General features: G+C 53.6%; 33 protein-coding genes and 3 pseudogenes. 24 read left to right on the top strand and 12 right to left on the bottom strand.

Going from position 1 to position 26,108, the window contains the following annotated elements:
• Positions 1-44: 44 nt before the first annotated feature.
• Positions 45-1,310: a glycosyltransferase family 61 protein gene (locus tag ACQ86N_RS28940; protein WP_431210077.1), complete on the bottom strand. Its 1,266-nt coding sequence runs from the start codon at positions 1,308-1,310 to the stop codon at positions 45-47.
• Here ACQ86N_RS28940 and ACQ86N_RS28935 point away from each other — a divergent pair.
• From ACQ86N_RS28935 to ACQ86N_RS28880, 12 genes and pseudogenes are all read left to right on the top strand, one after another.
• Positions 1,290-1,697, top strand: a complete 408-nt coding sequence (locus ACQ86N_RS28935; protein WP_431210076.1) for a hypothetical protein — start codon at positions 1,290-1,292, stop codon at positions 1,695-1,697. The genes ACQ86N_RS28940 and ACQ86N_RS28935 overlap by 21 nt on opposite strands.
• 2 nt (positions 1,698-1,699) lie before the next feature.
• A complete protein-coding gene (locus ACQ86N_RS28930; RefSeq protein ID WP_431210075.1) occupies positions 1,700-2,071 on the top strand; it encodes a hypothetical protein in 372 nt (123 codons plus the stop codon).
• The gene (locus ACQ86N_RS28925; protein ID WP_431210074.1) at positions 2,068-2,373 is read left to right on the top strand and encodes a hypothetical protein; all 306 of its coding nucleotides are present in this window, start codon (positions 2,068-2,070) and stop codon (positions 2,371-2,373) included. The genes ACQ86N_RS28930 and ACQ86N_RS28925 overlap by 4 nt, the downstream gene beginning before the upstream one ends.
• Before the next feature lie 55 nt (positions 2,374-2,428).
• Entirely contained in the window at positions 2,429-2,857 is a 429-nt protein-coding gene (locus tag ACQ86N_RS28920) for a CHASE3 domain-containing protein (RefSeq protein ID WP_431210073.1), read from the top strand.
• The gene (locus ACQ86N_RS28915; protein ID WP_431210072.1) at positions 2,800-3,510 is read left to right on the top strand and encodes a histidine kinase dimerization/phospho-acceptor domain-containing protein; all 711 of its coding nucleotides are present in this window, start codon (positions 2,800-2,802) and stop codon (positions 3,508-3,510) included. Before ACQ86N_RS28920 ends, ACQ86N_RS28915 begins: the two co-directional genes overlap by 58 nt.
• Positions 3,480-3,908: a sensor histidine kinase gene (locus tag ACQ86N_RS28910; protein WP_431210071.1), complete on the top strand. Its 429-nt coding sequence runs from the start codon at positions 3,480-3,482 to the stop codon at positions 3,906-3,908. Before ACQ86N_RS28915 ends, ACQ86N_RS28910 begins: the two co-directional genes overlap by 31 nt.
• Entirely contained in the window at positions 3,908-4,339 is a 432-nt protein-coding gene (locus tag ACQ86N_RS28905; RefSeq protein ID WP_431210070.1) for a response regulator, read from the top strand. Before ACQ86N_RS28910 ends, ACQ86N_RS28905 begins: the two co-directional genes overlap by 1 nt.
• Positions 4,340-4,573: 234 nt before the next feature.
• A complete protein-coding gene (locus tag ACQ86N_RS28900; RefSeq protein WP_431210069.1) occupies positions 4,574-5,083 on the top strand; it encodes a hypothetical protein in 510 nt (169 codons plus the stop codon).
• The gene (locus tag ACQ86N_RS28895) at positions 5,080-5,496 is read left to right on the top strand and encodes a PAS domain S-box protein (protein ID WP_431217643.1); all 417 of its coding nucleotides are present in this window, start codon (positions 5,080-5,082) and stop codon (positions 5,494-5,496) included. The genes ACQ86N_RS28900 and ACQ86N_RS28895 overlap by 4 nt, the downstream gene beginning before the upstream one ends.
• A pseudogene (locus tag ACQ86N_RS28890) lies at positions 5,481-6,212 on the top strand (PAS domain-containing protein); the annotation flags it as partial. The gene ACQ86N_RS28895 and the pseudogene ACQ86N_RS28890, both read left to right, overlap by 16 nt.
• Positions 6,179-6,427 (top strand): annotated as a pseudogene (locus tag ACQ86N_RS28885) (hypothetical protein); the annotation flags it as partial. The pseudogenes ACQ86N_RS28890 and ACQ86N_RS28885, both read left to right, overlap by 34 nt.
• A gap of 72 nt (positions 6,428-6,499) precedes the next feature.
• Positions 6,500-6,979: a sensor histidine kinase gene (locus tag ACQ86N_RS28880; protein ID WP_431217642.1), complete on the top strand. Its 480-nt coding sequence runs from the start codon at positions 6,500-6,502 to the stop codon at positions 6,977-6,979.
• Positions 6,980-7,098: 119 nt separating this feature from the next.
• Here the strand turns inward: ACQ86N_RS28880 and ACQ86N_RS28875 are convergent, their stop codons facing one another.
• Positions 7,099-7,569: a DoxX family protein gene (locus ACQ86N_RS28875; protein ID WP_431210068.1), complete on the bottom strand. Its 471-nt coding sequence runs from the start codon at positions 7,567-7,569 to the stop codon at positions 7,099-7,101.
• A 650-nt stretch (positions 7,570-8,219) separates the two neighbouring features.
• Between ACQ86N_RS28875 and ACQ86N_RS28870 the strand changes: the two genes are divergently transcribed.
• Positions 8,220-8,417, top strand: a complete 198-nt coding sequence (locus ACQ86N_RS28870) for a hypothetical protein (protein ID WP_431210067.1) — start codon at positions 8,220-8,222, stop codon at positions 8,415-8,417.
• Positions 8,418-8,456: 39 nt separating this feature from the next.
• Positions 8,457-8,672, top strand: a complete 216-nt coding sequence (locus tag ACQ86N_RS28865; protein ID WP_431210066.1) for a hypothetical protein — start codon at positions 8,457-8,459, stop codon at positions 8,670-8,672.
• A gap of 204 nt (positions 8,673-8,876) precedes the next feature.
• On the opposite strand, the gene ACQ86N_RS28860 is transcribed toward ACQ86N_RS28865, so the two are convergent.
• The 8 genes and pseudogenes from ACQ86N_RS28860 to ACQ86N_RS28825 form a co-directional block, all read right to left on the bottom strand.
• The gene (locus tag ACQ86N_RS28860; RefSeq protein WP_431210065.1) at positions 8,877-9,482 is read right to left on the bottom strand and encodes a DUF302 domain-containing protein; all 606 of its coding nucleotides are present in this window, start codon (positions 9,480-9,482) and stop codon (positions 8,877-8,879) included.
• 48 nt (positions 9,483-9,530) lie between these two features.
• Positions 9,531-10,796 carry an efflux RND transporter permease subunit gene (locus ACQ86N_RS28855; protein WP_431217641.1) on the bottom strand — a complete coding sequence of 422 codons (1,266 nt, stop codon included), beginning with the start codon at positions 10,794-10,796 and terminating at the stop codon, positions 9,531-9,533.
• Between the two features lie 50 nt (positions 10,797-10,846).
• Entirely contained in the window at positions 10,847-11,098 is a 252-nt protein-coding gene (locus ACQ86N_RS28850; RefSeq protein WP_431210064.1) for a hypothetical protein, read from the bottom strand.
• Positions 11,092-11,598: an efflux RND transporter permease subunit gene (locus ACQ86N_RS28845; protein ID WP_431210063.1), complete on the bottom strand. Its 507-nt coding sequence runs from the start codon at positions 11,596-11,598 to the stop codon at positions 11,092-11,094. Before ACQ86N_RS28845 ends, ACQ86N_RS28850 begins: the two co-directional genes overlap by 7 nt.
• Positions 11,595-12,679, bottom strand: a pseudogene (locus ACQ86N_RS28840) (efflux RND transporter permease subunit). The gene ACQ86N_RS28845 and the pseudogene ACQ86N_RS28840 overlap by 4 nt, the downstream one beginning before the upstream one ends.
• Positions 12,680-12,787: 108 nt before the next feature.
• A complete protein-coding gene (locus ACQ86N_RS28835; protein ID WP_431210062.1) occupies positions 12,788-13,063 on the bottom strand; it encodes a hypothetical protein in 276 nt (91 codons plus the stop codon).
• Complete coding sequence (locus tag ACQ86N_RS28830) at positions 13,036-13,884, bottom strand: efflux RND transporter periplasmic adaptor subunit (RefSeq protein ID WP_431210061.1); 849 nt, start codon at positions 13,882-13,884, stop codon at positions 13,036-13,038. Before ACQ86N_RS28830 ends, ACQ86N_RS28835 begins: the two co-directional genes overlap by 28 nt.
• Before the next feature lie 10 nt (positions 13,885-13,894).
• Complete coding sequence (locus ACQ86N_RS28825) at positions 13,895-15,244, bottom strand: TolC family protein (RefSeq protein WP_431210060.1); 1,350 nt, start codon at positions 15,242-15,244, stop codon at positions 13,895-13,897.
• Positions 15,245-15,423: 179 nt separating this feature from the next.
• On the opposite strand from ACQ86N_RS28825, the gene ACQ86N_RS28820 reads away from it, so the two are divergent.
• A complete protein-coding gene (locus ACQ86N_RS28820; RefSeq protein WP_431210059.1) occupies positions 15,424-15,669 on the top strand; it encodes a hypothetical protein in 246 nt (81 codons plus the stop codon).
• Positions 15,627-16,076, top strand: a complete 450-nt coding sequence (locus tag ACQ86N_RS28815) for a Crp/Fnr family transcriptional regulator (protein ID WP_431210058.1) — start codon at positions 15,627-15,629, stop codon at positions 16,074-16,076. Before ACQ86N_RS28820 ends, ACQ86N_RS28815 begins: the two co-directional genes overlap by 43 nt.
• Before the next feature lie 252 nt (positions 16,077-16,328).
• On the opposite strand, the gene ACQ86N_RS28810 is transcribed toward ACQ86N_RS28815, so the two are convergent.
• Both ACQ86N_RS28810 and ACQ86N_RS28805 read right to left on the bottom strand, forming a co-directional pair.
• The gene (locus tag ACQ86N_RS28810; protein WP_431210057.1) at positions 16,329-17,405 is read right to left on the bottom strand and encodes a hypothetical protein; all 1,077 of its coding nucleotides are present in this window, start codon (positions 17,403-17,405) and stop codon (positions 16,329-16,331) included.
• The gene (locus tag ACQ86N_RS28805; RefSeq protein WP_431210056.1) at positions 17,398-18,000 is read right to left on the bottom strand and encodes a Crp/Fnr family transcriptional regulator; all 603 of its coding nucleotides are present in this window, start codon (positions 17,998-18,000) and stop codon (positions 17,398-17,400) included. Before ACQ86N_RS28805 ends, ACQ86N_RS28810 begins: the two co-directional genes overlap by 8 nt.
• 218 nt (positions 18,001-18,218) lie before the next feature.
• On the opposite strand from ACQ86N_RS28805, the gene ACQ86N_RS28800 reads away from it, so the two are divergent.
• From ACQ86N_RS28800 to ric, 8 genes are all read left to right on the top strand, one after another.
• A complete protein-coding gene (locus tag ACQ86N_RS28800) occupies positions 18,219-18,710 on the top strand; it encodes a c-type cytochrome (RefSeq protein WP_431210055.1) in 492 nt (163 codons plus the stop codon).
• 26 nt (positions 18,711-18,736) lie between these two features.
• Entirely contained in the window at positions 18,737-20,719 is a 1,983-nt protein-coding gene (nosZ, locus tag ACQ86N_RS28795; RefSeq protein WP_431210054.1) for a Sec-dependent nitrous-oxide reductase, read from the top strand.
• A 10-nt stretch (positions 20,720-20,729) separates the two neighbouring features.
• On the top strand, positions 20,730-21,599 hold the full coding sequence (locus tag ACQ86N_RS28790; RefSeq protein ID WP_431210053.1) for a nitrous oxide reductase accessory protein NosL: 870 nt from the start codon (positions 20,730-20,732) through the stop codon (positions 21,597-21,599).
• 117 nt (positions 21,600-21,716) lie between these two features.
• Positions 21,717-21,854 (top strand): hypothetical protein, encoded by a 138-nt coding sequence (locus tag ACQ86N_RS28785; protein WP_431210052.1) that lies wholly within the window; start codon positions 21,717-21,719, stop codon positions 21,852-21,854.
• A gap of 84 nt (positions 21,855-21,938) precedes the next feature.
• Positions 21,939-22,952, top strand: coding sequence for a nitrous oxide reductase family maturation protein NosD (gene nosD, locus ACQ86N_RS28780; RefSeq protein ID WP_431210051.1), 1,014 nt, complete (start codon positions 21,939-21,941; stop codon positions 22,950-22,952).
• On the top strand, positions 22,949-23,662 hold the full coding sequence (locus tag ACQ86N_RS28775; protein WP_431210050.1) for an ABC transporter ATP-binding protein: 714 nt from the start codon (positions 22,949-22,951) through the stop codon (positions 23,660-23,662). Before nosD ends, ACQ86N_RS28775 begins: the two co-directional genes overlap by 4 nt.
• Positions 23,659-24,426: an ABC transporter permease gene (locus ACQ86N_RS28770; protein WP_431210049.1), complete on the top strand. Its 768-nt coding sequence runs from the start codon at positions 23,659-23,661 to the stop codon at positions 24,424-24,426. Before ACQ86N_RS28775 ends, ACQ86N_RS28770 begins: the two co-directional genes overlap by 4 nt.
• 11 nt (positions 24,427-24,437) lie before the next feature.
• Positions 24,438-26,036 (top strand): iron-sulfur cluster repair di-iron protein, encoded by a 1,599-nt coding sequence (ric, locus tag ACQ86N_RS28765; RefSeq protein WP_431210048.1) that lies wholly within the window; start codon positions 24,438-24,440, stop codon positions 26,034-26,036.
• Positions 26,037-26,108 lie beyond the last annotated feature (72 nt).

Below are 26,108 nucleotides of genomic sequence, written 5' to 3'. Positions count from 1 at the left end.
GACCATTGGGAGATCCTTTTTAGTGCGGTCGATGGGTGTTGCCCTCATCGGGTCGTTATTGAAATGAGGGTTTCTTTTAGCTGTTGCACGTCGACGGTGACGATCGATGTGAGGGTGCGCTGCCCTTCGGCGTTATTGAGCAGGTAATAATAGTCATGCCCCATTTCGGAAGCCAGTGAAAAATAACAATTGTTGCGGTGGTCATTCCGGATGCGCAACTCCAGTACTGCGCCGCCTGGCGGCATAAAGATCATATTGGCAAGGCCTGCGCCATGTAGTCCTGCCAGATGGCGGGTTTGCGACATGATGCTGGTCTGGTCGCCAAAGCTGTAATTCTCGAAATAGTGAGTCTCGAAGCCGTTTGCCTCCATTGTTTGGCGAACCTCCTCCTCGTTGCTGATCGTCCGGCGTGCCGCGTTCCTGCGGCTTACATAGATGTTCCTGCCAGCGGGTATGGCGGGCCGGCTCAGGCGCTCCCGAACCTGACCGATGATACCGGAGTGGTAATTGCCGGCGGGCGCGATGTGGGTCGGCAGGATCAGGGTGTCCACCAATACAGCACGAGCGGGGTCGTAGTATACCACCGAAATGCCGAATGCTGAAAGGGAGTCCCCCACAAAGGAGAGTCTTTCCAGTTTGCCCGGGAGTAGCAGCACGGTGTCAGGAGTCAGGAATGGCTCCATTGCCAGCAGCCGGGTGAGGCAATCCGTCAGCCAGTGGAAATAGTTGTCCGACTTGTCGTCTGTAATCCACAAGGCCTTTTTAATCCGGAGTGGGCGGGTGAATAGCAGCGGGAGTTGTTTCAGGTATTTGCGGGCCTTGCGTTTGGCCATTTGCGTATCCTGCTCGTAAAACTTAAAGGGCCGAATTGTCAACACCGTATCGCCCAGTACAAAGGCGTTATCGATTTCCTTGAAGTGCGAATCCGGGATCTCTTTGGAGAATTCATGAGCAAACAGCGATATATCTTCCAGATGGAGGTTATTTGGCTGTCGCCGCACCGACGTATATGCCTCGAGCAGGTCGTGCATAAAAGAAGGGATAGGTAGTGTTTCGCCGTGGCCGGGATGGCAGGTAAATGCAGCAAATATCATGCAAGTGCGTTCATTTTGGTCGGTCGTCGTCGAAGGCTTGAGGATGAGGAAATTGGCAATGAGTTGGTTGGAAATAAGTTGTGAAGTGCCGATGTCGTTATACTGCAGGGAATTTCTTTTTTGCCGGCGTGGTTTGCCGTGTGCAGAGAAGCGGAGGAGATGGTAATGGGTTAATAATAGGTAGATTTGCCGCGCATGCAGCGGAAGATCATTCATATCGATATGGATGCCTTTTATGCGTCGATCGAGCAGCGGGATCATCCGGAGTACCGGGGGAAGCCTATCGTTGTCGGTGGATCGCCGGAGGGCCGCGGTGGTGTGGTGGCTACGGCGAGTTATGAGGCGAGGAAATTCGGGGTTCGCAGCGCCATGACGTCGAAGAAGGCGTTGGAGCTGTGTCCGCAGGTGATCTTTATATATCCGAGGTTCGATGTGTATAAGCAGGTGTCGGGGCAGATCAGGGCGATCTTTTCCCGCTATACCGATCTGATCGAGCCTTTGTCGCTGGATGAGGCGTTTTTGGATGTTAGTTTCGATAAGCTCGGGATCGGGTCGGCGATCGATATAGCGACGGCGATACGGGGGCGATCCGCGAGGAGTTAGGGTTGACGGCTTCGGCGGGGATATCCATCAATAAATTTCTGGCGAAGATCGCGAGTGATATGAATAAGCCGGATGGGCAGACGTTCATCGGGCCTTCGCGTGTTGAGGCGTTTATGGAGGCGTTGCCGGTGGAGAAGTTCTTTGGGGTTGGAAAGGTGACGGCGGCGAAGATGAGGAGTCTGGGTCTACTGACTGGGGCGGATCTGAAGAAGAAGGAGGAGGCGGAGCTGGTGCGGCATTTTGGGAAGGTGGGTCATTTTTATTATCAGATCGCGAGGGGATCGACGAGCGGCCGGTGCAGCCGGATCGGGAGATCAAGTCGCTGGCGGCGGAGGATACGTTTCCTTTTGATCTTACTACTTTGGAGGAAATGAGGCCGGCGTTGGAAAAGATCGCGGGGACGGTGGTGGGGCGGTTGGTGAGGAATAAATTAAAGGGGAGAACGATCACGGTGAAGATCAAATATGCGGATTTTAGACAGATTACGAGGAGTAAGTCTTTTGCCCGGGGGACGGATGAGTTGGAGGTGATCCTGCTGACGTCGATAGAGCTATTGGTGGGGTCGGGGTTGGAGGATAAGAAGGTGCGGCTGCTGGGGATCACGGTGAGTAATTTTGAGGGAGCGGCGGGGTTGCCGGCGGAGGGAGTGGGGGGAGGGCAGATGGAATTGTTTTGAGGTCTGATAGATAAAAGAAGGAATCACATTAGAAGACGGTTAAAATCGGATTAGAATGAGGGGGTTTAAGGTCCGGAGGTTCCGCCGGATTTGTGAGAAGCCGTATATTCCGGGCATGAAATTGGCCACGCAAATCTTTTTGGGATTTCTGATCGCTATATCGATCGATCTGCTCGATTCCGTTGCGAATTATATGCTGACGTTGAGGGTAAAGACCGTCTCGGAATTCCTGAACCGGTCGGAGCTGGTTATTCGTCAATCCGACGATGTGAACAAAGGGATGATTGAAATGGAAAGCTCCTTTCGCGGTTTTCTATTGACGGGCGACCGGGAATTGCTGAAGCCATTTAACGAGGGGCGCAGCGCTATCCCGCGGCGGGTGGAAGGGGTTCGGGCGATGGTATCGTTGCCCTATCAGCGGGGGTGTTGGATTCGATCCTTTTGGTGCACGGGCGCTGGGCGGCCTATGCGGACAGCGTTATAAAAATGCGGAGGTCGGGTATTTCGGTCGGGCGGATGTTGCCTGACCGGGAGTATAACCGTCAAGTCTCCGCGCTGTTCCGGTCTTTTAATGTGGCCGAATACCGGCAACGGGATCTGCGCAGGAAGGAGCAGTCGGAGGCGATTGAGCGAACGGACCGCTATTCGCTGCTGTTTAGTCTGTTGCTTGTGTTTGTGGGTATCGGCATTGCGATGGTCCTCGTCAGGAATATCTCAAAACGGATCGGTCCGCTGGTCAGCCTGGCAGAGCGGATCTCGCGGGGAGATTTTGGCCGGGTCAGCGACGTGAAGCGGGATGAACTGAGCAGCCTGGCCGAGTCTTTGAATGTAATGTCGGACAAGCTGAGTCATACGATCGGCGAGTTGGAGAAGAAGAACCAGGAGCTAAATCAGTTCGCCTATGTGGTCTCGCACGATCTGAAAGCGCCGGTGCGGGGAATCTCCAATGTTGTCCAGTGGATCGAAGAGGATCACTCGGCGGAGATGAGTCCCACCGTGCGAAAATACCTCGACTTTATTCCCGACAGGGTGAACCGAATGGTAGCGCTGATCGATGGGATGCTGGAGTATGCCAGGGCCGGCCGGGGGGTGCGGCAAAAGAAGCTGTGGATGTCGCTGCTCTCGTGGGCGAGATAACTGATCTTATCGTGACTGCCGGATCTATGGTCCGGATCGACAGGCTGCCGGTCATTCTTACCGAAAGGCTTGCGCTGCACCGGGTGTTGAGCAACCTGATCGGCAATGCCGTGAAATATGGGCCGGCGGGTACGACGGAGATCGTTGTCGGCGGATCGGACCGGGGCGACCATTATGAATTTTCGGTAAGCGACAATGGCCCGGGGATCCCCGTGGAGTTTCAAGAGCGTATATTCGGGTTGTTCCAGACGCTGCGGGAAAAGGAGGACAAGGAAAGTACGGGGATCGGTCTTTCGATCGTCAAAAAGATCGTGGAGGAGCGGGGTGGGCGGATTTGGGTAGTCTCAACAGCCGGGGAAGGGGCAAAGTTTGTTTTTACGTGGCCAAAAAATATGTAATGGAAAGCAAAAGAATTTTACTGGTGGAGGACGACGAGCTGGATGTAATGAGCGTGCGGCGGTCGCTGGGGAAACTTGGGATGCCTTATGAGTTGTATACGGCGTTCAACGGCGTCGAAGCGCTGGATATTCTGCGGGGGAACGGCGAGAAGGCGGCAATGAAACAGCTGCCCGATGTTGTTCTGCTGGACCTTAATATGCCGCGGATGAATGGGTTGGAATTCTTGTCGGCAATGCGCGGTGAGGACCGGCTGAAGGATATCCGGGTCGTTGTGATGACGACCTCGGGGGAAAAGTGGGATCGGGATGCTACGGACAGGCTCGGCGTATCGGGGTATCTGATCAAGCCGATGGGATATGGGAGCGGCTATAACCGGACGGATTCGATGGAGCATTTCGTGCGTTTTCATTTGCGGAATATCCTTGAATGAGCGGGAGGGGGAGGATCGGGGATGCGCAGGAAAAATGTCACGCCGCCTTCGCTGCAATAACGTTGCGGTGAACTGACGGTAAATTGCCGCTGATCCGGCGGGCCGATCCCGAAATTTGAATATCCCCGAAAATAACCTTAGCTTTATTTTGCCTATCCAACGTACCGTTAGAAAATGTTCTTTCCGTGTCCCCCTTGCAACCTGCGCTTCACATCCTATTAACAAGTTTTGACAATGAAGCAATCGTTCATGCAGGGGAATTTTGGTGTCCGGCCTAACCGAATCGTATTCAATACTTACACCCTGGTTGGACTCATCTATTGTACAGCCTTTACATGGATCTTCCATTCCGTCTCTCCCAGTGTTTTTCTTAGCCTCCTGCACTTAGCGGCGTTTTTGGTGTTTCTCAGCAATTATTTTTATCTCGCGCGAACCGGAAATTTTGACCGGGCGACAAGCATCTTTCTTGGCGCGGGGCTTGGCGTCGTCATGGGGCTATTTGCCACGGGCGGATGGCAAAACACGGGGTACCTCTGGCCATTGGTATATCTTGTTTTTGTCTTCTTTATTTCAGAGGGCAACGCGTTGCGCTGGATAATTTATCTTTATTCTGCCTCGATACTGGTCGTTCTGCTACATACAGTCCACCTTGTTCGTCAACCCTATTCGGTGGTTGAAGTGATCAGTTATTTTGCAGCGCTGGGGGTTATCACCGTGTTTATCTATTATTTTCAAAAGCCCTGACCAACTACGAGGCGTTCCTGTCCTTTACGCGCAATTTATTCGAGGCGAGTGTCGACCCCTTTTTTACCATCGACAGGAATGGCTGGATCACCGATGCCAATGCGGCACTTGGAGAGATCACGGGACTTCCCATAAGCCGTCTGGTCGGTACTGATTTCCGGAATTATTTTTCCGAACCGGAAAAGGCAGATGAAATTCGTAGCCATGTGATAAACGAAGGCCCGGTCCGGAATTATCCTTTAAAACTCCGTCATTGTCGGGGTGGAGACATCGATGTTCTGCTGAATGCGAGTTTTTATTCCGACAAGACACTAGGCGTGGAAAGGATCTTTGCCATTGCGCGGGACGTCACCGAGCAAAAAAGGCCGAAAGCCGCCTCAAAGCGCTTACTGAAGACCTGGAGGAGCAGGTAAGGCGAAAGACGGCCGAACTGGCGAAGGTCTTCGAACGGGTAACGGTGCCATTCATAGCTCTCGACAGGGAATGGCGATGCACTTATATAAATAACAGAGCAGCAACAGTCCTGAACACATCGACGGAACGACTGACGGGCCGAAATGTATGGGAGGAATTTCCTCAGGGAGAGAGCGCCCTGTACAATGTTTACCATAGAGCTCTTGCCGAACAGCGTTATGTGCATTCTGTAGACTATTCGGCGTACTCCAATCGATGGTTCGAAAGCGATATCTATCCTTCTCCCGATGGCATTTCTGTCTTTTTCAACGAGATCACCCAGCAGAAGAAGAATGAGCAGGCGCTGAAAAACAGCTATGAGAAAACGCAGCTGATCATCGATGCGGCGCTCGATGCGATCATCTGCATTGACGACCAAAGCCGAATAACGGAGTGGAACCCGCAGGCTGAGAGGATATTCGGCTGGACGAAGACCGAGGCTATGGGCAGGGCTATTACGGACCTCATCATTCCGGAACCCTACCGGCCGCTGCATTTGGAAGGCATGAGGCAATTTATGCTGACCGGCAATGGGCCCATACTGGGGAAGTTCTTCGAGACCTCCGCGCTAAGCCGGGACGGCTCTAATTTCCCGATAGAAATGACGGTGGCCTCTCTTATCCAGAACGAAGAGAAGTTCTTTTGCGCGTTTATCAGGGATATCACCCGCCGAAAAAAAGCGGAGGCCGGGCTGCAGGAACTAAACCTGACGCTCAAAGAACAGGCAGCGGCCCTCACTGCGTCGAATATGGAACTGGAGCAATTTGCTTTTTGGTTTCTCATGACCTTCAGGAGCCCCTTAGAACCATTTCGGGGTTCATACAATTCCTTAAAGGACATAACGAGGGGAAATTGGATGACAGGGCCAACAGAGCATTGGACCTGGTGTTTGAGTCCTCCGAAAGGATGAGGGTCCGGGTAAGAGACCTTCTTGAATATTCGAGGATAGGAAAAAGCCGCCAGGTGCAAAACGCCGACTGCGACACCCTTCTCAGGCATGTGCTGACCGATCTTGGACAAGTGATCGCAGAGTCAAAGGCAACCATTTCGTATGATGATCTCCCGATGGTTTCCGGCTATCCTACGGAACTAAAATTGCTGTTCCAGAATCTGATCAGCAATTCCCTGAAATTCGTAAAAAAAGATGTTTTGCCGGAGATAAAGATCACCGCCGTACAGAAGGATCCGTTCTGGCAGTTCTGTTTTGAGGATAACGGTATCGGGATCGAGGAAAAAGACTTTGAAAGGATATTCGACATATTCAGGCGATTACATCCCAGATCGGTTTACCAGGGTTCCGGTATCGGCCTTGCGCATTGCAAAAAAATAGTAGAAATCCATGGCGGTACTATCTGGGTCGAATCCGTTGCGGGGAAGGGCAGTTCATTCTATTTTACTATTTATGCTGGCAGTCCAGGTCCAACCATCGGGCCGATCGACTAAGCGGAGATTCATGGTAAAGAATGTGACGTTATAGTAATTGATGTCGTGGGCAAAAAAATGCCCCCAAAACCGTCTTTCTTTCCGGGGGCACCTTAGAAGAGCAGCGTTTTACAGAAGGCTCAAATTCGTCTGTTCTTTCCGAGCAGGCCGTCCACGGAAAACCTGCCTGCCCCTGTCAGGATCAGAGAGAGTAGACCCGCGATGTAGAGCAGGTTGATCTCATAGCCGGGCGGGCCAAATACCGGTCCTTCCGGAGTCAGGCCGATGGTTCTTATGGTACTATACCCAAAATGAATATGGATCGTGAACATAGCGACCAGCATCGTCGCGATCAGTGGAATGGCGGTAATTCCCACAAACGCGCCGATCAGCAGTGCGAATCCGCCTAGCAGTTCGGTCGCGGTGGTAAGCCATGCCATGAGGTGGGGCGCCGGGACGTGCAACAGAGATAATAATTTGGCGAAGCTTTCCGGGCCTCTGCTGAGTTTGGCCCAGCCATGAGCCATAAATCCGAAGCCCATTGCCAGGCGCAGCAATAAAGGAGCGAGCTGCCGGCAATTTTTTCCGGCAATAGAGAATAATGTGTTCATTGTCATCTGTCTTTTAGATAAAAATTCCCGGTCACGGTGGTGACCGGCGTTCAACCGGTGGGTGAAGACAGAATCATATCCTGAGCACGCGGTTGCGGAGATAAAGGGGGACCCGGGCCTGTCTGCGTCCGGAATGTATGGGGTATGCGAAGCTAAAGGATACGCGTGGGGTAGGGATTGCAGGTGAAGAGCCAACGCTGCCCGTAGGGGGAAGGATGGCAAATGGTCCACCCGTTCGGTCGATGGAATCGATTTCAGGAAGCAAGGGGGCTCGCATTGACTGGCAGAGGTTATTTTCCGGTACTCAGGTAGCGGCTTGCCGGCTTTTTCGGGCGAGCCACCGAATTGCCGGACCAATGCATTGCGCAGGGGACAGAAACCGAGGAGCAAAAAGGCTGCCAGCGTCAGGATCGACACCGAAGTTGTTAACCGCAGTCTTTTGATGGTCGGGCGCATTCGATGTTTGATCAATGGGATGAACCACAAAGATAGGTGCTGATATAATAATGAGAATCCAGGGCGAGTGAAAATCTTCTGAAATTGTTGCCCGGGGTGTTGTATGGTGTTGGGTTTTTCCAAAATTGCTAAGAGATCGGGAAGTTTTGGTGTCGTGGCACGATGTTTTAAGATTTATGGTAAACCATAGTGTTATGCCCTGGTATAATGGAGACTATCCGCCGTCGTATAAGAATCAGCCGGTGGAACTGAGGAATAAGGCGACGGAGATCGCCAATGAGTTATTGCTGCATGGTGCGCCGGAGGGGGTGGCGATTGCGACGGGTTTGAAGAGGGCGAGGGAGTTGTTTGCGAAGAAGGGCAAGGGTAAGAAGGGTTTGCGGGATCATTAAAACTTTTATATGGATAGTGAAAATACGTTTAGGCTGTCAATGGACTTTGAGGGGAAACATTATGAGGGCGAGATTACGCCTTCGGAGGAAAAGGGGAAGAATGGAATGCCGATCTTTTTCCGGGTCGTGCTGGACGGGAAGTTTTTTGCGTATTTGTGTTGCGGCGATAATGGATGGAAGGAGAGGGATGGGGAAGGGCAGCCGAAGGGACTGGTGGGGGAAATTGGGGGGTATATTGGGGAGTTTTATGGGTGAGGGGATCTCTGGTATCAATAAGCCCTTCAATGTAGATCGGCAGATGAACTCTTAAAGCCAAGTCGACTTCTTCCCCGTCTGCGGTCAAGTTCCAAATAACCTCGGGCTGCAGGGACTGGATAGGCGGATGTGCGATCCGGCCAGGAAGCAAGGGCCTTTGGCGTACATTCTGACCGCCGGGTTGAATGGAGTATCGGCGATATCCTATAACTCGTCTATTACCTTTTTCAGTCTATTCGAAATTTCCTTCGCGATTGGTTGCAGCGCGTCGTTTGGGACGGATTGCATGGAAGCCATCGGATTGATCGCCGACACCTCCACCTTCCCGGATTCTTTTTCCTGGACGATCACATTGCAAGGTAACATTGTGCCGATCTTGTCTTCCGCCAATAGCGCCTTGTGCGCATAGGGAGGATTGCAGGCGCCCAATATTTTATAATTGTAGAAATCCTCCCCAAGTTTCTTCTTCATAGTCGCTTTGATGTCAATTTCAGTCAGCACACCAAACCCTTCCCTACTCAGACCTTCAGTGACTTTCTGCACGGCTTCTTCAAAACTGCCGGTTATTTTTTTATTAAAATAGTATTTCATAAATGTGGCTTTGCCAGCAGGCTGATCGCCGGCAGGACTTCCTATCCTTAAGCGTTCCAGTATCTTCTCCAGCGGGCAGAAACGGGTGAACGATGATTGCAGCAGGTTAAGGCCGACAAAGCCGGTGAGCCACAGCCATTTTGGACTAACATAGATGGCAAGCAGCAGGCTGATTAGTATAAGGCTGCCGGCGACAGCCCGGACGATTATCTCTTTCATGGCTATTTATATTTGTTATTTGATTTGTTGATTCGACGGGTAATAATTTCATGTTTGCGGGTTTGCTTTTTGGGCATATTTTTTCTTCAACATTTTATGATACAATAGGGGGACTACCAGCAAGGTCAGGAACGTGGAGGTGATGGTGCCGCCCATGAGCGCGATGGCAAGGCCCTGGAAGATGGGGTCGAAGAGGATGATAACAGCGCCCAGCACAACGGCGCCTGCGGTCAGCAGGATCGGCGTGGTGCGAACGGCCCCGGCCTCAATGATCGCCTGGTTGAGGGGAATGCCGTCTTTTAGCCGAATGTCGATAAAATCTATAAGCAGTACCGAGTTGCGGACCATGACACCCGCCAGCGCAATAAAGCCGATCATGGACGTGGCGGTAAAGAAGGCGCCAAGCATCCAGTGACCGACAACGATGCCGATAAGTGAAAGCGGTATTGCGGCCAGCATAACCAGGGGCACGATGAAGTTCTGGAACCAGCCAACGATAAGCATGTAGATGACGATCAGCACTACGGCAAAAGCAATGCCCAGATCGCGGAATACTTCGAATGTGATCTGCCATTCACCATCCCATTTCAGCGAGAAATTATCTTCGTATTCCGGCTGGCGGGTGTATTCTTCCTTCAGGGCATAGCCCGCGGGTAGCCGTACGGATCTCAGGCTGTCCGAGATGCTCATCATGGCATAGGAAGGGCTTTCCAGCCGGCCCGCCATATCAGCCAGCACATAGACGACTCTTTTTTGATTCTTTCGATAAATGGCTTTGGGCGCGATTCCCCGGCTGATGGCGACGACATCGCCCACCCGAACCGGATTGCCCTGTTGGTTGATGACCGTCAGATTGCCAAGGTCGGCTATAGAGGCTTTGTCCGCATCGGCGAGCTGCAGTTCGATGCTTACAGGCTGGAAGGAGGCGGGTACATGCAGCGTGCCGGCCGGCATGCCCGACAAGGCTCCCCGGACCGCGGCGACGACCTGGGCCGGCGCCACGCCATAGCGGATGGCCTTTTCACGGTCAACGGTGAACCGGTAGTCAGGCTGGTCATCCTCCACCATCCAATCGACGTCCACTACGTCGGGGGTTTTGGCCATGAGCGTTTTCACCTGGCGGGCGACCTCTATTTGTTGGTTGTAGTCCGGCCCATAGATCTCCGCTACGAGGGTCGATAGGACGGGTGGGCCGGGAGGGACTTCGACGACCTTGACATTTGCATTGTACCGGGCGGCGATCGCCTGAATGCCCGGACGCATCTCTTTTGCTATCTGGTGACTTTGTTGCTTCCGGTCGCCCTTCCCGACCAGGTTGATCTGGATATCGGCGACATTGTCTCCCCGGCGGAGGTCATAGTGTCTTACCAGACCATTAAAGCTGATCGGTCCGGAGGTGCCGATGTACCCTGGTAATTGGTGACAAGAGGCTGCCCGGCGATGTAGGTGGCGATGTCCCGGGTCACGGCAGCGGTCTTTTCCAGCGTCGTTCCTTCAGGCATATCGATGACTACCTGGAACTCATTTTTATTATCAAAAGGCAGCATCTTCACGGCAACGGACTTTGTATAGAACAGGCTGAGGGAGCCGAGCAGGAGCAGGGCGGTACTCAACATGAAGGCGTATCTCTTCCAGCGCCTGTCGAGTAACGGACCAATAAACGACCGGTATATCCTGTAAATCCGGGTTTCTCCCGGCACTGTTGCCTTTTTACCTTCAGGAGCATGTTTTTTTCTTTTTCCCTTAGGAAAATATAGCCGAGATAGGGGGTGAGTGTAAGGGCGACGATCAGTGAAAGAAGCATAGCGATGGAGGCGCCGATCGGCATCGGGCTCATGTATGGTCCCATCAGGCCGGAGACAAATGCCATCGGCAGTACGGCCGCGATGACGGTAAATGTGGCCAGGATGGTGGGATTGCCGACCTCATTGATGGCATAGATCGCGGCCTGCAGGGGTGGTAGTCGCTTCAGCCTGAAATGCCGGTGCATATTTTCCGCGATAATGATGGAATCGTCGACGACTATACCTGTGATAAAGACGAGGGCGAAAAGCGTGATCCTGTTCAGCGTATAATGCAAGAGGTAGTAGCTGAACAGAGTAAGGGCGAATGTCACAGGTACGCTGAGGAAGACGACAAGCCCCCTCGCCAACCCATGGCCAGCATGACAAAGGCAGTGACGGCCACAACGGCGATGAAGAGGTGGAAGAGCAGTTCCGATACCTTCTCCGAGGCCGTTTCTCCATAGTTGCGGGTGGCGGTGAGCTGGACGTCAGAGGGGATCAGCTGCCTTTTGAGATACTCCGTTTTGCGCAGGATCTGCTGGGAAAGCTGCATGGCGTCGGCCCCTTTACGCTTGGCAATGGCCAGGGTTACTGCCGGATAGAGGGAGTGCCATCTGTTAATGAGTGTGTCCGAATTACCATAACCAAAGAAGGCATATTGGGAGGGGATGCCCGGTCCGTCGAGTATGCGGGCGATCTGGCGGAGATAGACGGGCTGCTGTTTGTTGATTCCCACCACCAGGCCGCCGACCTCGCCCGCGTCTTTGAGGAAGTCTCCGGCTTCTACAAGGAAAGCGGTATCCTGCGCTAATAACGCACCGGCTTCCAGCTGGGCGTTGGCGCCGGCGATCTGCCGGGCGATGCCGGCAAAATCGAGATGATATTCGGCCATTTTATACTTGTCCAAAAGGACACGGACCTGACGGCCCCTTCCGCCGATCACATTGACTTCGGCGACGTCGGGGATCTTTTTATTTCGTTGGTGACTACCTCGGCGAGTTGCCTGAGGTCGAAATCGTTCTGCTTTTCGCTCCATAGCGTAAGGCTCAGGGCCGGAACATCATCGATGGCGCGGGTCTTCACGAGGGGTAGGGTAACGCCCTGCGGCATCCTGTCCATATTCTTCATCAGTTCGTTGTAGAGCTTCACCATACTCCGTTCGACGTCTTCACCGACATAGAACTGGACGACCAGCATAGACTGACCGCGCATGGAAGTGGAGTAGACATATTCGACGCCTTTGATGTTGGCGACCATTTTTTCCAGGGGCTGGCTGATACGGCTTTCCACCTCCTGGGGAGTGGCGCCTGGATAGCCGACGAATATATCGGCGATAGGCACCTGGATCTGGGGCTCTTCCTCGCGGGGAATAAGGAGGGTACTGTATCCGCCGATGAGCAGAAAGGCGATCATGAGCAGGATCGTCAACTTCGACTGAACGAACGCCTTTGCAACTTTGCCGGCTATGCCTTCTTGCATGTGTTTGAATTTTATTGTGCGTTTGTAAGCGTTATTTTTCTATTACCGGGACACCGTTGTATAATTTGCCGGATGAGCTGGTGATAAAGGATTCGTCTGCGCCGAGGCCGGAGAGTATTTCCACGAGGTCTCCGGCCCTTTACCGGTGCGGACCCATCGAAGGAGTGCCGTGTGCATATTGCTGACGGTGTAGATCCCCGTAAGCTGATCCTCTCCGACAAGCGCAGCTGCCGGCACCCAGACGCCCTCATTGGCGGCGCCGGTTGCCGCCCCGCCGGTGCCCGGCCGTTTTAAAGGGATGAAGATATTGGCATACATGCCGGAATAGAGGTTTTTTGCGCCTCTCGCGGCAGAGCGATCTTCACTATGTATTGTCCGCCGGTTGCGAGTGAGGAGACACTGATCTGGGACACCGAACCCGTCGTTGTAAGGCCGGTTGATCTTATATTTATTTCTGCTTTATCGCCTGATCTGATGCGGAAAATGTCCGACTCTGCGATTGTCGCATTCACCCTAAGCCCGTCGTTCTGCTCCAGGGTGACGATCGGCATACCGGGTGTTGCAAGACTGCCTTCGTCCGCCAGCTGTTGTGTTACGACACCTCCGAAAGGCGCCGTCAGCCGTGAATATGCCCCGGATGCGTCGACCTCCCTGCGCACTTGCCGGGCAACTTCCAGCCGGGATTGAGCGGACTGATATCGGAGGGTGACATTGTCCAGCTCACTTTGGGTTGCGCTTTGCCTGCTATAGAGGGCCTTGTACCGACCCAGGTCCTTTTGGGCGTTTTCCAGGTCAGCCTCTGCTGCGGTGATCTGGGCGTCTGCCTGCGCCTTTTTTGCTGCGATATCGTCGCTGCTGATGGTAGCAAGCAACTGCCCCTGCCGGACCTTATCGCCGACCTTTACGTATATGTGCGTGATCGTACCCAGCAGACGGGTGCTGATCGACGCGGTATTAACCGCTTCCACCTGTCCGCTGGCGGTGATTCCCGCCGGGCTGTTTTGAGACGGCCGGGCAATGGTCACGGTAACAGGATTGTCCTTCTTCTCTCCGCCTGCTGGTTCTTTACCCGAACAACCGGCGATCAGCAGAAGCGAAGATGCAATGACTGCTAAAAGAGGAATAGATAAGTTGCTCATCTGATCGAATTTATTTTGCTGATGTTGAGGTTAAATAATCGAGATAGGCCCGGGTGACCTCCTGATCGAAGACCGCCTGGGAAAGTGCCAGCTGTTGTTGCGACAGTTGCGTTTGTGCCAGCAGGATATCCGTGCTGCCGGAGAGCCCTTGTTCATAGCGGTCATGAAGGATGCGGTAGGATTCCTTTGCCGCGGCTACGGCGGCTCGCTGCTGGCCGATCCTGAATTGCGCATCTGTCAATTTCCGCAGGGTGGAATTCAGCTCTATGATGCTTTGCTTTTTGTAGAGGGCGTATTCTTCACTCAGTCGTTGCTTTTCCAGTGACAGGGTTGTATTCCGGTTGCGGACACTATTACCTTTGAACAGGTCCCAGGAGAGGCGTATGCCCGCCAGCCAGGCGCCCGTTCCGAAGCCGGGGAAGCGGCTATCGTTGAACTGGTATGATCCGAAGGCGTTGACACGGGGAAGCGCACTCATCTTCGAGGACCTGAGCATCCAGTCGGAGCCTTCAACGGCTTTGCGCATCGCGGCGAGGTCTGCGCGGTTTCCGGGAATCAGGACCTCTCCGGACGCGGTAACGGTGGCTGGATTAACGTCAGCTATGCCGTTGTCGCCGGAGCTGCTGTCAATGGAATAGATCAGCCCGGAGGGCCAGCCCATCAATAATCCAAGGTAATCAGATGCGTCCCGGACCTGAGACCTTGTGTCCGCGAGACGACTTTCCATCGCTGACACCTGTACCTGGACATTCAGGGCGTCGGATCGGCTGAGCATCCCCTGCCCGACGCGATCGGTGGTATAGTGATAAAGGGCCAATGCCGTGAAGAGTGCATCTTCCATTACCTTTTGCGAGCGATTGGCCAGCTGCAATTGCAGGTAGGCTTTGCGGGTTTGGAATACGACCTCCTCACTGGTTCGCCGGGTTCTGAGACGATAGACTTCCATTTCTGCGTACGCCCCTTTGCGCTGGTATAGACGATCCATATTGAGCAGTGGCTGCCGGATGTCCAGTGAGGTCATAAAATCCGGGGTTGCACCGGGATGATCGAGTTTTGCGGGGTCGAAATCCGCCTGTTCTATCGTCTTTTGCTGAAGTTTGAAGCCAAAGGCGTTTAGGGGATTGTTTGTCGTCATGGCTGAATAGGAAATTCCCACTTGCGGAAGGAGTACCGCCTCTGTCTCTTTATACCGTGAGGCGGCAGCTTGCTCTTCGAGGGAAGCGATCTTCAGCGTTGAGTTATTGGATAGCGCGGCGGAAACGGCTTCGCCTATCGTCAGGGGCGCCGGTGCAGTCTGGGCCGTTGTCGATGACGATAAGGACAGAACGAAAATTGCCGGGTGCAAGATCCGTGTTAGCACCTTTCTGGTTATTACTATCATTCTTTCCATTTGATCGCAAAGTTATTTTGAGGGGAGGAGGATTGCCGTGACTTTAGTCACGCATCGGGGTGAGGCTCGTTTGAGCTTTCAGGAGGCGCTGTCTTTTTTCGTATTAGCTCCGGTTGTGCTTACATTTGTCAGAAGTAAGCCACCCGATCATGATCGACGAACAACAATTGACAACGCTCTTCCCTTCCTTCGAGCAGCCTCTGGTAAAGCAAATGGCCGAAAAGGCGGAGATACGGGAGATCCCCTCCGGCGAATTGCTGCTGAAAACCGGTCAAAACATCCGATCTACGACGATTGTAACCAAGGGGTTGGTGAAAATATTCCGGGAGGACGAGGAGGGGGCGAGTTCTTTATGTACTATCTGGGACCTGGCCAGGCCTGCGCATTGTCGATGATCTGCGCGACCAAACAGGAGACCAGCCAGATCATGGCGCGGGCCATGACAGATACGGAAATCATCAGCGTTCCCCTCGAATATATGGACAAGTGGATGACGGAATATAAGGGCTGGTACCATTTCGTGCTGGAGTCATACCGGTCCCGGTTCGAGGAAATGCTCGTCACGGTCGATCATATTGCCTTCCGGCATATGGATGAGCGGCTCCTATTCTATCTGCAAAAACAGCAGGATACCTTAAAGACACGGCGGCTGCCGGTGACTATAACCGAAATTGCCACTGATCTGAATTCATCGAGGGAAGTCGTTTCGAGGCTGCTCAAAAAACTGGCCGACAGGGGGCAGGTTCGGATGGATAAGAATTTTATCGAGATCCTCCATCTTGATCTTAAAGGGGTTATTTGAGTTGAGAATACTCAGGTCTCTTATGAGGCTGGGCATATCGTAGTGCTTTTTCATGACGTGGAGTTTGGGAATGCGGAGTTTCGCGGCGCGTTTTGCGAATTTGTCGGTCTGATAGGACGGCGGGGTTACCGGATCGCGTGGCTCAATGATTTTCCGGGCAGCTGTACGCCGATATGGCTCCAGACGAGCAGGATCAGTCCGCCGGACATTAGTGTTGCGGCGCCAAGCAAAAACCAGGGGCCGCGGGCCACGCTATTGCGGAGAATGCGAGGAGGCTTTGAGAAAAAGGATGATCTCGTTGGCGATGACGCCGGCGATAAAGGTGGTCAGGCTGGTCCTGGCTATTTTTGATGATGTCTGCAGCAGGCCGTTGGTGAGAAAGAAGGCTAGCAGCGCGAAAGTGATACAGCCGAGAACGACGAGGTGGAGATAGGCGATGACCAGGGGACGGTAACCGAAGGCGAAATTACCGAGGACGGGTATCGAGGAGGCTGCCTGGAGGACCAACTTGATGGAGAATGCGATAAAAGAGAATAGCCATAAGCCTTTTGGAGAGGAGGAGATGAAGTAGAGAAATGACAGTGCTACGAGCTGCACCAGAGCGGCGCTGCCGGCAATCTGGCGGACCCAGTCCGGTGGGGTCATCCACAACAGGGAGAGGCAGTAGGCGGGGATGCAGGCGAGTCCCATGAGCTGGAGGAATCTGGCGGCGAGTCGCTGTTGCCGGGGTTCTAGCCGGTGACGTACCGACCAAAAGTAGAGCGCGATGACGCCGAAGGTGAACCAGCCATTGTACTGGAAGTGGAGGTAGAGATAGATGGCGTTGTAATAGAAGACAGCGCCGCCGCCGGGATGGGTCTTGCTCCATGCGAGGAGGAACGGGCCTGCGGTGGAAAGGATCAAAAATATGAATGATAGCCGGATGGCGTTCCGTACTACAGGAGGCCAGTCCGTATGTCGGCAGTCGCGGAGGTATTGGATGGCAAACCACCAGGAGAATACGACGGAAAGGCCGGAGAAGAGGATCGATACCGGGCCGTAACCCTGCAGGGTAAAGCTGATGAGCATTCCGAAGCTGGCGATCTGGTTGAGCCGGAATTGATAGCGATATACGCCCGCGGGGTTTTTGCCGGATGCCGAAAGTATATGAATGAATCCCGCAAAAAGGGCTGACGTCACCCATCCGGAGAAGGCGAAATGCGAATGGGCGTTGAGCAAATTTTTGTAGTCTATAAACGGCAGGGAAAAAAGCGCTTTATAGCGAAGGGTGGCGCCCAGGGCGGAAACGATGAAGAGGTTGAGCAGGGATAGTCTCGCGTATTTAGACATATACTTTTCCTTTTTCCAGCACGACGTCGCCTTTTCTATACATGCTGCGGATGGTGCGGATGACGGTCTCGACACGGAGGCCGGTCAGGTTGGCTATCTGCTGGCGGGTGAGGATCACCTTTATTCGTCCGTTGACGGACGGCGGGCAGCCTGCTGCGTGCTGGCGCAGTACTCCTCCGATGAGGGCGGCGGGCTCGCTGCAGCACATCTCTTTGGATAAGATCGATTTTTGTCTAAGACGACCGGCCAGCCGGCAGGTAAGGGAGAAGTGTATTTCCGGGTTTTCTTTTAGCAGTTGGACGAAGGGTGCTCCGGGGAGACGAAGCAGGGTGGTGTCTTCATCGGCTATTGCCGCTGCGGGATAGGGCTGGACGGCCAGGAGCGCCGGTTCGCCAAACGAGTCGCCCGGGCCAAAGAGCCCCTGAATGAATTCCTTTCCTGTATCGCTGGTATTGACCATCCGGACGCGACCGGATACTATCTGATAGTAGAAATGGGCTTCGTCCCCTTCGTAAAAAATAACCCTGTCTTTTTCAGCCTTTTTGCGGATGGCGCCCTTTTGGCGCAGCAAGTCGGGGTCGATGGCCATGAACATTTGATCTGATTTGTTGATTCTCAAAACTATACAGCGGGCGTAGGCTGGCGTATGATCTCCGTCACCCTTATGCCTGAGAAAGATCAGGTCGCGGAATGAGGTCAACAGAGGCGTTGGATGATTGTGATCATTCAGGGCTTTTTTATGATCCTGATCATATTTTTCCCTCTGTGCCGATCGTAATCTTGTGCCTGATATAACATCAAAAATTTTTAAAAATGAGAAGATACCTTTTGGTAGCAGCGCTGCTGGGACTGACCTGGGCCTGCTCTAATAACAGTGGAGAAAAGGGGGCGGGGACTACTACGCCGGCGGATGGCAACTCACCCGCGGCGGGGGCAGGCGGTAGCGCGGCTGCCGGCTATGATTCGCTGAAAGGAGCGGGAAAGTTCGCTCATATCGATCTTTCCGCTAAGGCCGATGACAAGCTTGCCGCGGGCGGGAAGGCGGTCTACGAGCTGAAGTGTTCGGCTTGTCACAAGCTGAATTCGGAAAAGCTTGTCGGACCGGGTTGGCTTGGGGTAACGGAAAGGCGGAAGCCGGAGTGGATCATGAACTTCGTTACGAATACGGACGAGATGATCGACAAGGACCCGCATGCCCAGGCACTGTTGCAGGAATGTCTGGTCAGGATGCCCAACCAGCATCTGAGCGATGAGGACGCCCGGAATGTCCTCGAATTTATGCGCAAAAACGATCAGTCGAAATGATTCTTTTATTTCCTAAATCAAAAAATATGTATAATCAAAAACTGGCTCTGCTGGTTGCGGGGTTTTGGGGAATATCGATGGCGATCCCATCCTGTAAGCCGAAGAACGAAACCAACGTGATATCCTCCGGGGCGGCTGAAAAGACTTATGTCGCGCCCGGCAAGTACGACGAGTTCTACAATTTTGTATCGGGTGGATTTAACGGACAGGTTTCGGTGTACGGCCTGCCTTCGGGGCGTCTGCTCAAGATCGTGCCGGTATTCTCGGTATTCCCCGAGAACGGATACGGGTACAGTGAGGAGACGAAGGCGATGCTAAACACTTCGCACGGGTTTGTACCATGGGATGACCAGCACCACCTGGAGCTGTCCCAGAAGGATGGCAGCCCGGACGGTCGCTGGCTGTTTGCGAATGCGAACAACACGCCGCGGGTAGCGCGTATCAGTCTGACCACGTTCAAAACGGAAGAGATACTGGAGCTGCCCAACAGCGCGGGCAATCACTCTTCGCCGTTCTGTACGGAAAATACCGAGTATATCGTTGCGGGCACGAGGTTCAGTGTTCCGGTGGGTGACAACCAGGACGTGCCAATCAATTCCTATAAGAAGAATTTCCACGGCACGGTGAGTTTCATCAAAGTCGATTCGGTCAGTGGCCGGCTTTCGCTGGCATTCCAGTTGTTGCTGCCGGGGGTAAATTTCGACCTGAGCCATGCGGGAAAGGGAGCGAGTCGTGACTGGTTCTTTTTCTCTTGCTATAATACCGAGCAGGCGCATACGCTGCTGGAGGTGAATGCGTCGCAGCGGGATAAAGATTTTATCATGGCCGTGAACTGGAGGAAAGCGGAAGAATATGTCCGCGACCATAAGGGAACGGCGAGTAAGGCGCCCTATATTCACAATATCTACAATGAGAAGACCCAGACAGCCCAGACGACGACCGAGAACCAGGTGATGGTGCTGGATCCCGCGCAGCTGAAGGATTTTGTCTACTTCATCCCCTGCCCCAAGTCGCCGCATGGCTGCGACGTGGATCCTTCGGGCGAATATATCGTCGGAAGCGGCAAGTTAGCGGCATTGATCCCGGTGTTCTCCTTCACCAAAATACAGAAGGCGATCGGGGACAGGCAGTTTGACGGAGAGTATGGCGGGATACCCGTGATCAGGTATGAGGCTGCGCTGTACGGAGAAGTGCAGAAGCCTGGTCTTGGTCCGTTGCACACCGAATTCGACGGTAAAGGAAATGCGTATACATCTTTCTTCGTCTCGTCGGAAGTGGTCAAATGGAATATCAAGGATTTGAAAGTAATCGACCGGAAGCCTACCTTTTATTCGGTGGGGCATCTTTGTATCCCCGGTGGTGATTCGAAGCATCCGTATGGGAAATACCTGATCGCGTATAACAAGATAACGAAGGACCGGTATTTGCCGACTGGTCCGGAATTGGCTCAAAGTGCGCAGCTGTATGATATTTCGGGGGATAAAATGGAGATGATCCTGGATTTTCCGACGGTGGGAGAGCCCCACTATGCGCAGGCATTGCCGGCGGATCTGATCTCGAAGAATTCGGTGAAATATTATAAGATCGAAGAGAACGACAACCCTTATTCGAGCAAGGGTGAGAAACAGGCGAAGGTAGTGCGGGAAGGCAACAAGGTGCATGTCTATATCACGGCTATCCGGTCGCATTTTGTTCCGGATAATATCGAGGGGGTCAGGGTTGGCGATGAGGTCTATTTTCACGTGACCAATCTCGAACAGGACTGGGATATCCCGCATGGATTTGCCGTGAAAGGGGCCGCCAATGCGGAGATACTGATCATGCCCGGGGAGACCTGCACGCTGAAGTGGACCCCCACGGAGCCTGGCGTCTTCCCGATATACTGTACGGATTTTTGCAGTGCGCTGCACCAGGAGATGCAGGGGTATGTGCGGGTGTCGAAAGCCGGGTCTAATACGCCCCTGATATTCAGTACGAATCTGGCCGATTCTGCGGTCGTAAAAAATTAAACCGAACGTTATGAAAAGGCGATTGTCTTCCTCCTTTCGCGGAGTAATTTTTCTGCTGTCGCTGGCGATGGTTGCGGTGCTCTATCTTCCGATCTGGAAGATAGAGCTTTCCGCCCCGCAGTATCCCGAGGGGCTGAATCTGCAGATCTATGCTAACCGGATAGGCGGGGATGTCGATGTCGTGAATGGTCTGAACCACTATATCGGCATGCACACGCTGCATACGCGCGATTTCGTGGAATTTGTCGTATTGCCTTTTATCATCGGCGGATTTGCGCTGCTGGGGTTCCTGGTGGCGCTGGTCAACCGGCGGGCTGCCTTTTATGGATGGGCGGGACTATTTGTACTGATCGCGTTTACGTCCATGATCGACTTTTACCGGTGGGAATATAACTACGGTCATAATCTGAATCCGGAGGCGCCGATACAGGTGCCTGGGATGGCGTATCAGCCGCCGTTGCTGGGGTATAAGCAGCTGTTGAATTTCGGGGCATATTCCATTCCGGATACCGGGGGATGGATCTTTGTGGGCGTGGGGGTGGCGCTGGCGGTGCTGGCGGTGGTTGATCTTCGTAAGAGGTGGGGAAGAGTGGGCAGGGTCATTCCGGGTGTAGCGCTGGTTGGGGTCGTGCTGCTTTTGCAGGGCTGCCAGACCGGACCGGAGCCGATCCTCTACGGACAGGATGACTGCTCCTTTTGTAAGATGTCTTTTACCGACAAGCGTTTTGGCGGGGAAGTCTGTACGAAGAAGGGAAAGGTATATAAGTTCGATGACCTGCACTGTCTGGTGGAGTCGATGAAGGCGGGTTTGCCTTCGAAAGGCGATGTCGGCGCGGTCTATTTCGTCAGTTACCTGGGGGGCGTGGATCAGGGCCGATGATGCCTATCTGCTGTTCAGCCCGGCGTTGCACACGCCGATGGGCAGCGATATTGCGGCCTTCCCGGATAGTGCGAGCCTGCGGATGAATCAGGGGAAATTCAATGGAAAACTGCTGATATGGAAAGATATTTATCAATAGTGTTACTCGTGCTGCTGCCGGCGATGTGTTTTCCCAGGACCTGGCGAGTGCGTCCCGGCGGACCGCTGGTCTCGGTGGGGCAGGCCGTGGGGCTGGCTTCCCGGGGGATACTGTAGAGGTGGATGCCGGAGTTTATTTTGAAAAGGGGCTGGTCATCGGCAAGGCGATCTATCTGAAGGGGATCGGGCGACCGGTTCTCGATGGAGAGCGCCGGTATGAAGCTGGTGACGATAAATGCCAACGGGGTGACGATAGAAGGGTTTGTGGTCCGCCACTCGGGCTATTCCGACTGGAACGACCTGGCCGGTATTCGTCTTGTGTCGGTGAAGCATGTCACGATCCGTGGCAATGTGCTTGAAGATACTTTTTTCGGATTGTACTGTCAGAATTCGGACAGTTGTGTGCTGGAAGGGAATATGCTCCGGTCAAGGGCCGGGGACCAGGTACAGTCTGGGAATGGTATCCATTGCTGGCACTGTAACGCCATGCACCTGATCAACAATACGGTCACGCGGCACCGGGACGGCATCTATTTCGAGTTCGTGACCAATTCGCTGATCAGCGGAAATCACAGCTGTTACAATGTACGGTATGGTCTGCATTTCATGTTCTCGCATAATGACCGGTATGAGAACAATGCGTTCGAGCACAATGAGGCAGGGGTGTCGGTGATGTTCTCGCATGGGGTTAATATGAGGGGAAATCTGTTTGCCGACAATCAGGGCGGCGGCGCCTATGGCATCCTGCTCAAGGAGATCACGGACAGCCGGATCGAGTCCAGCCGGTTCGTTCATAATACTATCGCCATTTACATGGAGGGGACGACACGGGTGCAGGTGGTGCGGAATATTTTTTCGGGGAATGGCTGGGCGCTGAAGGTACAGGCCAGCTGTTCGGCCGATACGATCACGCGGAATAATTTTCAGGGTAATACTTTCGACATAGCAACCAATGGATCGCTGGTATTGAATGTGTTCGACCGCAACTACTGGGATAAGTACGAGGGATATGACCTGAACAGGGACGGATATGGGGACGTGCCTTATCATCCCGTAAGCCTCTACGCGATGGTAGCGGAAAAGAACCCGGCGGTGATGATGCTCTACCACAGCTTCATAGTAAGCCTGCTGGACCGGACGGAAAAAGTCGTGCCGGGTATCACGCCGGCAGACCTCGTGGACCATTCACCATGTATGAAACCATTGTCTTTATGATACAGTTTGAAGATATAGATAAACGGTTCGGCCGGCTGCAGGCCCTTGACCGTGTAAACCTGCATTTCCAGGAAGGGACGAGCGTTGCGCTGATCGGCCCGAACGGCAGCGGAAAGACGACGCTGATCAAGTGTCTGCTTGGTATGGTGGTGCCGGACAGCGGGGATATATTATTCCGGGGAAAGAAGATAGTCCGGGACTGGACGTATCGTGCCGATATAGGCTATATGCCGCAGATAGGACGATATCCCGAAAATATGACGATAGCGCAGGTGTTCTCGATGATGAAGGATATCCGCGGCGGCGGTGAGGCCGTCGACGAAGAGCTTGTCGATGCATTCGGTCTGCGGCGGATATCCGATAAGCGGATGCGGACTTTGTCCGGCGGGACGCGGCAGAAGGTGAGCGCCTGTCTGGCCTTTTTATTCAATCCTTCCGTGCTGGTCCTTGACGAGCCGACTGCCGGGCTGGATCCGGTGGCTTCGGGGATACTGAAGAATAAAATTGCCGCGGAGACCGCCAGGGGCAAGCTGGTGCTGATCACTTCCCATATCCTGTCAGAGCTGGATGATCTTGTCGGGGAGGTGGTCTATCTGCAGGATGGGAGGGTTCGTTTTCACAAGAGCCTTGCCCAGTTGCAGAAAGACACGGGGGAACAGAAATTGGTGAGGGCGATCGCTGTCTTCATGGAAAATTCAATGGTGGTATGAAAAAAATTATCAAATATGTCGTGCTGGATATCCTGCGGAACAGGATACTGGTCAGTTATACTGTACTTCTGCTCGCGATATCGTTGACGCTGCTGTGTCTCGAAGACAACAGCACGAAGGCGCTGCTGAGTCTGCTGAATATCATTCTGATCGTGTTGCCGCTGGTGAGCATCATTTTTTCGACGATCTACTATTACAATTCGGCGGAGTTCGTAGAGCTGCTGGTTTGTCAGCCGCTAAAGCGGAACCGCATTCTGCTGAGTATTTATACCGGGCTGGCCTGTTCGTTGCTGATCGCGTTCGGGCTGGGGGTGGGGCTGCCGCTGCTGGTTTTCTACCGGTCGGTGACGGCGTTGCTGCTGGTGCTGGTGGGGGCGGCGCTGACGGTGATCTTTTCGGCGCTGGCCGTGCTGGGGTCGGTGCTGATGCGGGACAAGGCAAGGGGAATAGGAGTTGCTATTCTGGCCTGGTTCTATTTTTCGCTGCTGTACGACGGGCTAGTCCTCTTTTTGCTGTTTCAGTTGAGCGACTATCCGCTGGAGAAGCCGGCGATCGTCCTTGGGGCGCTGAATCCGATAGACCTGGGCCGTATCATCCTGTTGCTTCGGATGGACAGTTCGGCGATGATGGGGTACACGGGAGCAGTTTTCAAGTCGTTTTTTGGGAGCGGGGGCGGGATGCTGATCGGATTTGGCATCCTGCTGGTGTGGATGGGTATGCCTTTGTGGCTTGCGGTGAGGCGTTTCAATCACAAGGATCTTTAAACAAAATCAATATGAGCAACGGGAATGAAACCTGTCTGGTCGGTGAACTGGCCGCACAGGACTACCGCAAGGCGGATGTATTTCAGAAATACGGTATCGATTTTTGCTGTGGAGGTGGTCAGACGTTGGCCGAAGCAGCGCGACTGGCGGGCATCTCCGAGGGAGAGCTGCGGTCGGCGCTTGAGGCGGCGGAATTGGAGGGGGCTTCATCTTTGCCTGATCTTTCACGATGGACGACGGACCGACTGATCGACGAGATAGTGGACACCCATCATCGTTATGTCCGGGAGGTCCTGCCGGTGCTGTTGGCGTATGGCCGGAAGATAGCGGGGCATCATGGGGATGTACACCCGGAACTGCGGCAATTGGATATGGCCATCAGGAGCGAGGCGCAGGATCTGCTGGAGCATCTGGATAAGGAAGAGGGGGTATTGTTCCCAGGGATCAGGCGGCTGACGGATGCGGGTGGCGGTGCGAGCGATGTCAATCTTAATTTTGTAAGGCATGCCATAGAGCAATTAGAGGAGGAGCATACGGGGTCGGGCAAAGCACTGGGGCTTTTCCGTCAGCTGACCAATAATTACACTCCGCCGCAGGACGCCTGCAATTCTTATTGTTTTCTCTACGCGAAGCTGAAAGAGTTCGACCTGAGCCTGCAGCAGCATATTCATCTCGAGAACAATATTCTTTTCCCCAGTGGCGCTTTCCCTGGTGGCAAAGGGTGCCGGTCAGTAATAATCAAAACCATGAAATATCTTTTTATTACGGTTTTGCTGACCGTCGGGTGCCTGTTATCGAGTGCGCAGACGATGGTTCATGGGCGGGTAGTAGACAGGGATACGAAGGAGCCGCTGGAATTTGCGGAGGTGAGGGATCGGACGGGAGGAAGCGCTCTGACGGACCGGGATGGGCGGTTTCCGCTGCCGGTGCATGGGAGTGGTGATTCTCTGGAGGTCTCTTATGTCGGGTATCGCGCGGTTTGTGTCTGTGTGGCGGAGTGTTGTGACGATCCGGCCTGTTGTCGCGGTGGGGTCTGCCAGCATGGTATGGAACTGGCGCTTGGGCGGCAGGGATTGGATCTGAAGTCGGTGACTATCGTCCCTGCACCTAATGCCTCATTTCATACGATCAGTCAGGTGGATCTGTATCTGCGGCCGGTAAATTCGGCGCAGGACCTGATGCGGCTGGTGCCGGGTCTTTTTCTTGGGCAGCACCAGGGGGGCGGCCTGGCGGAGCATATTTTTTACCGGGGATTTGACGCGGACCACGGCACGGATGTGAACGTGTCGGTGGATGGGATGCCGGTCAATCTGGTTTCGCATATCCACGGACAGGGTTTTGCCGACCTGCATTTTCTGATACCCGAGCTGGTGGCTAAATATGACTATGGCAAGGGGCCTTATTATGCGGAATATGGCGATTTCACTACGGCGGGTTATGTGGGGTTCAGGACCTATGATGTCCTGGACAAAAGTGAGGTGAAATTAGAGGGCGGGCAATTCAATACGGGCCGTGTGCTGGCGAAGGTGAGGCTCGATGGGGGTTATGTGGCGGGTGAAGCCTTTATACGGACGGGCCTTTTGACCGGGCGCAGCATATGCGGAGGCTGAATCTTTTTGGGAAATATAGTTTTAGTCTTTCGGCGCGGACGAAGCTGACGGCGACGGTTTCGACTTTCGAAA

Origin of the sequence: Puia sp. P3 (assembly GCF_050632245.1) — a bacterium.
Lineage (GTDB): Bacteria > Bacteroidota > Bacteroidia > Chitinophagales > Chitinophagaceae > Puia.
The sequence above is the reverse complement of the archived record's forward strand: the minus strand, read 5'-3'. Positions and strand labels throughout refer to the sequence as shown.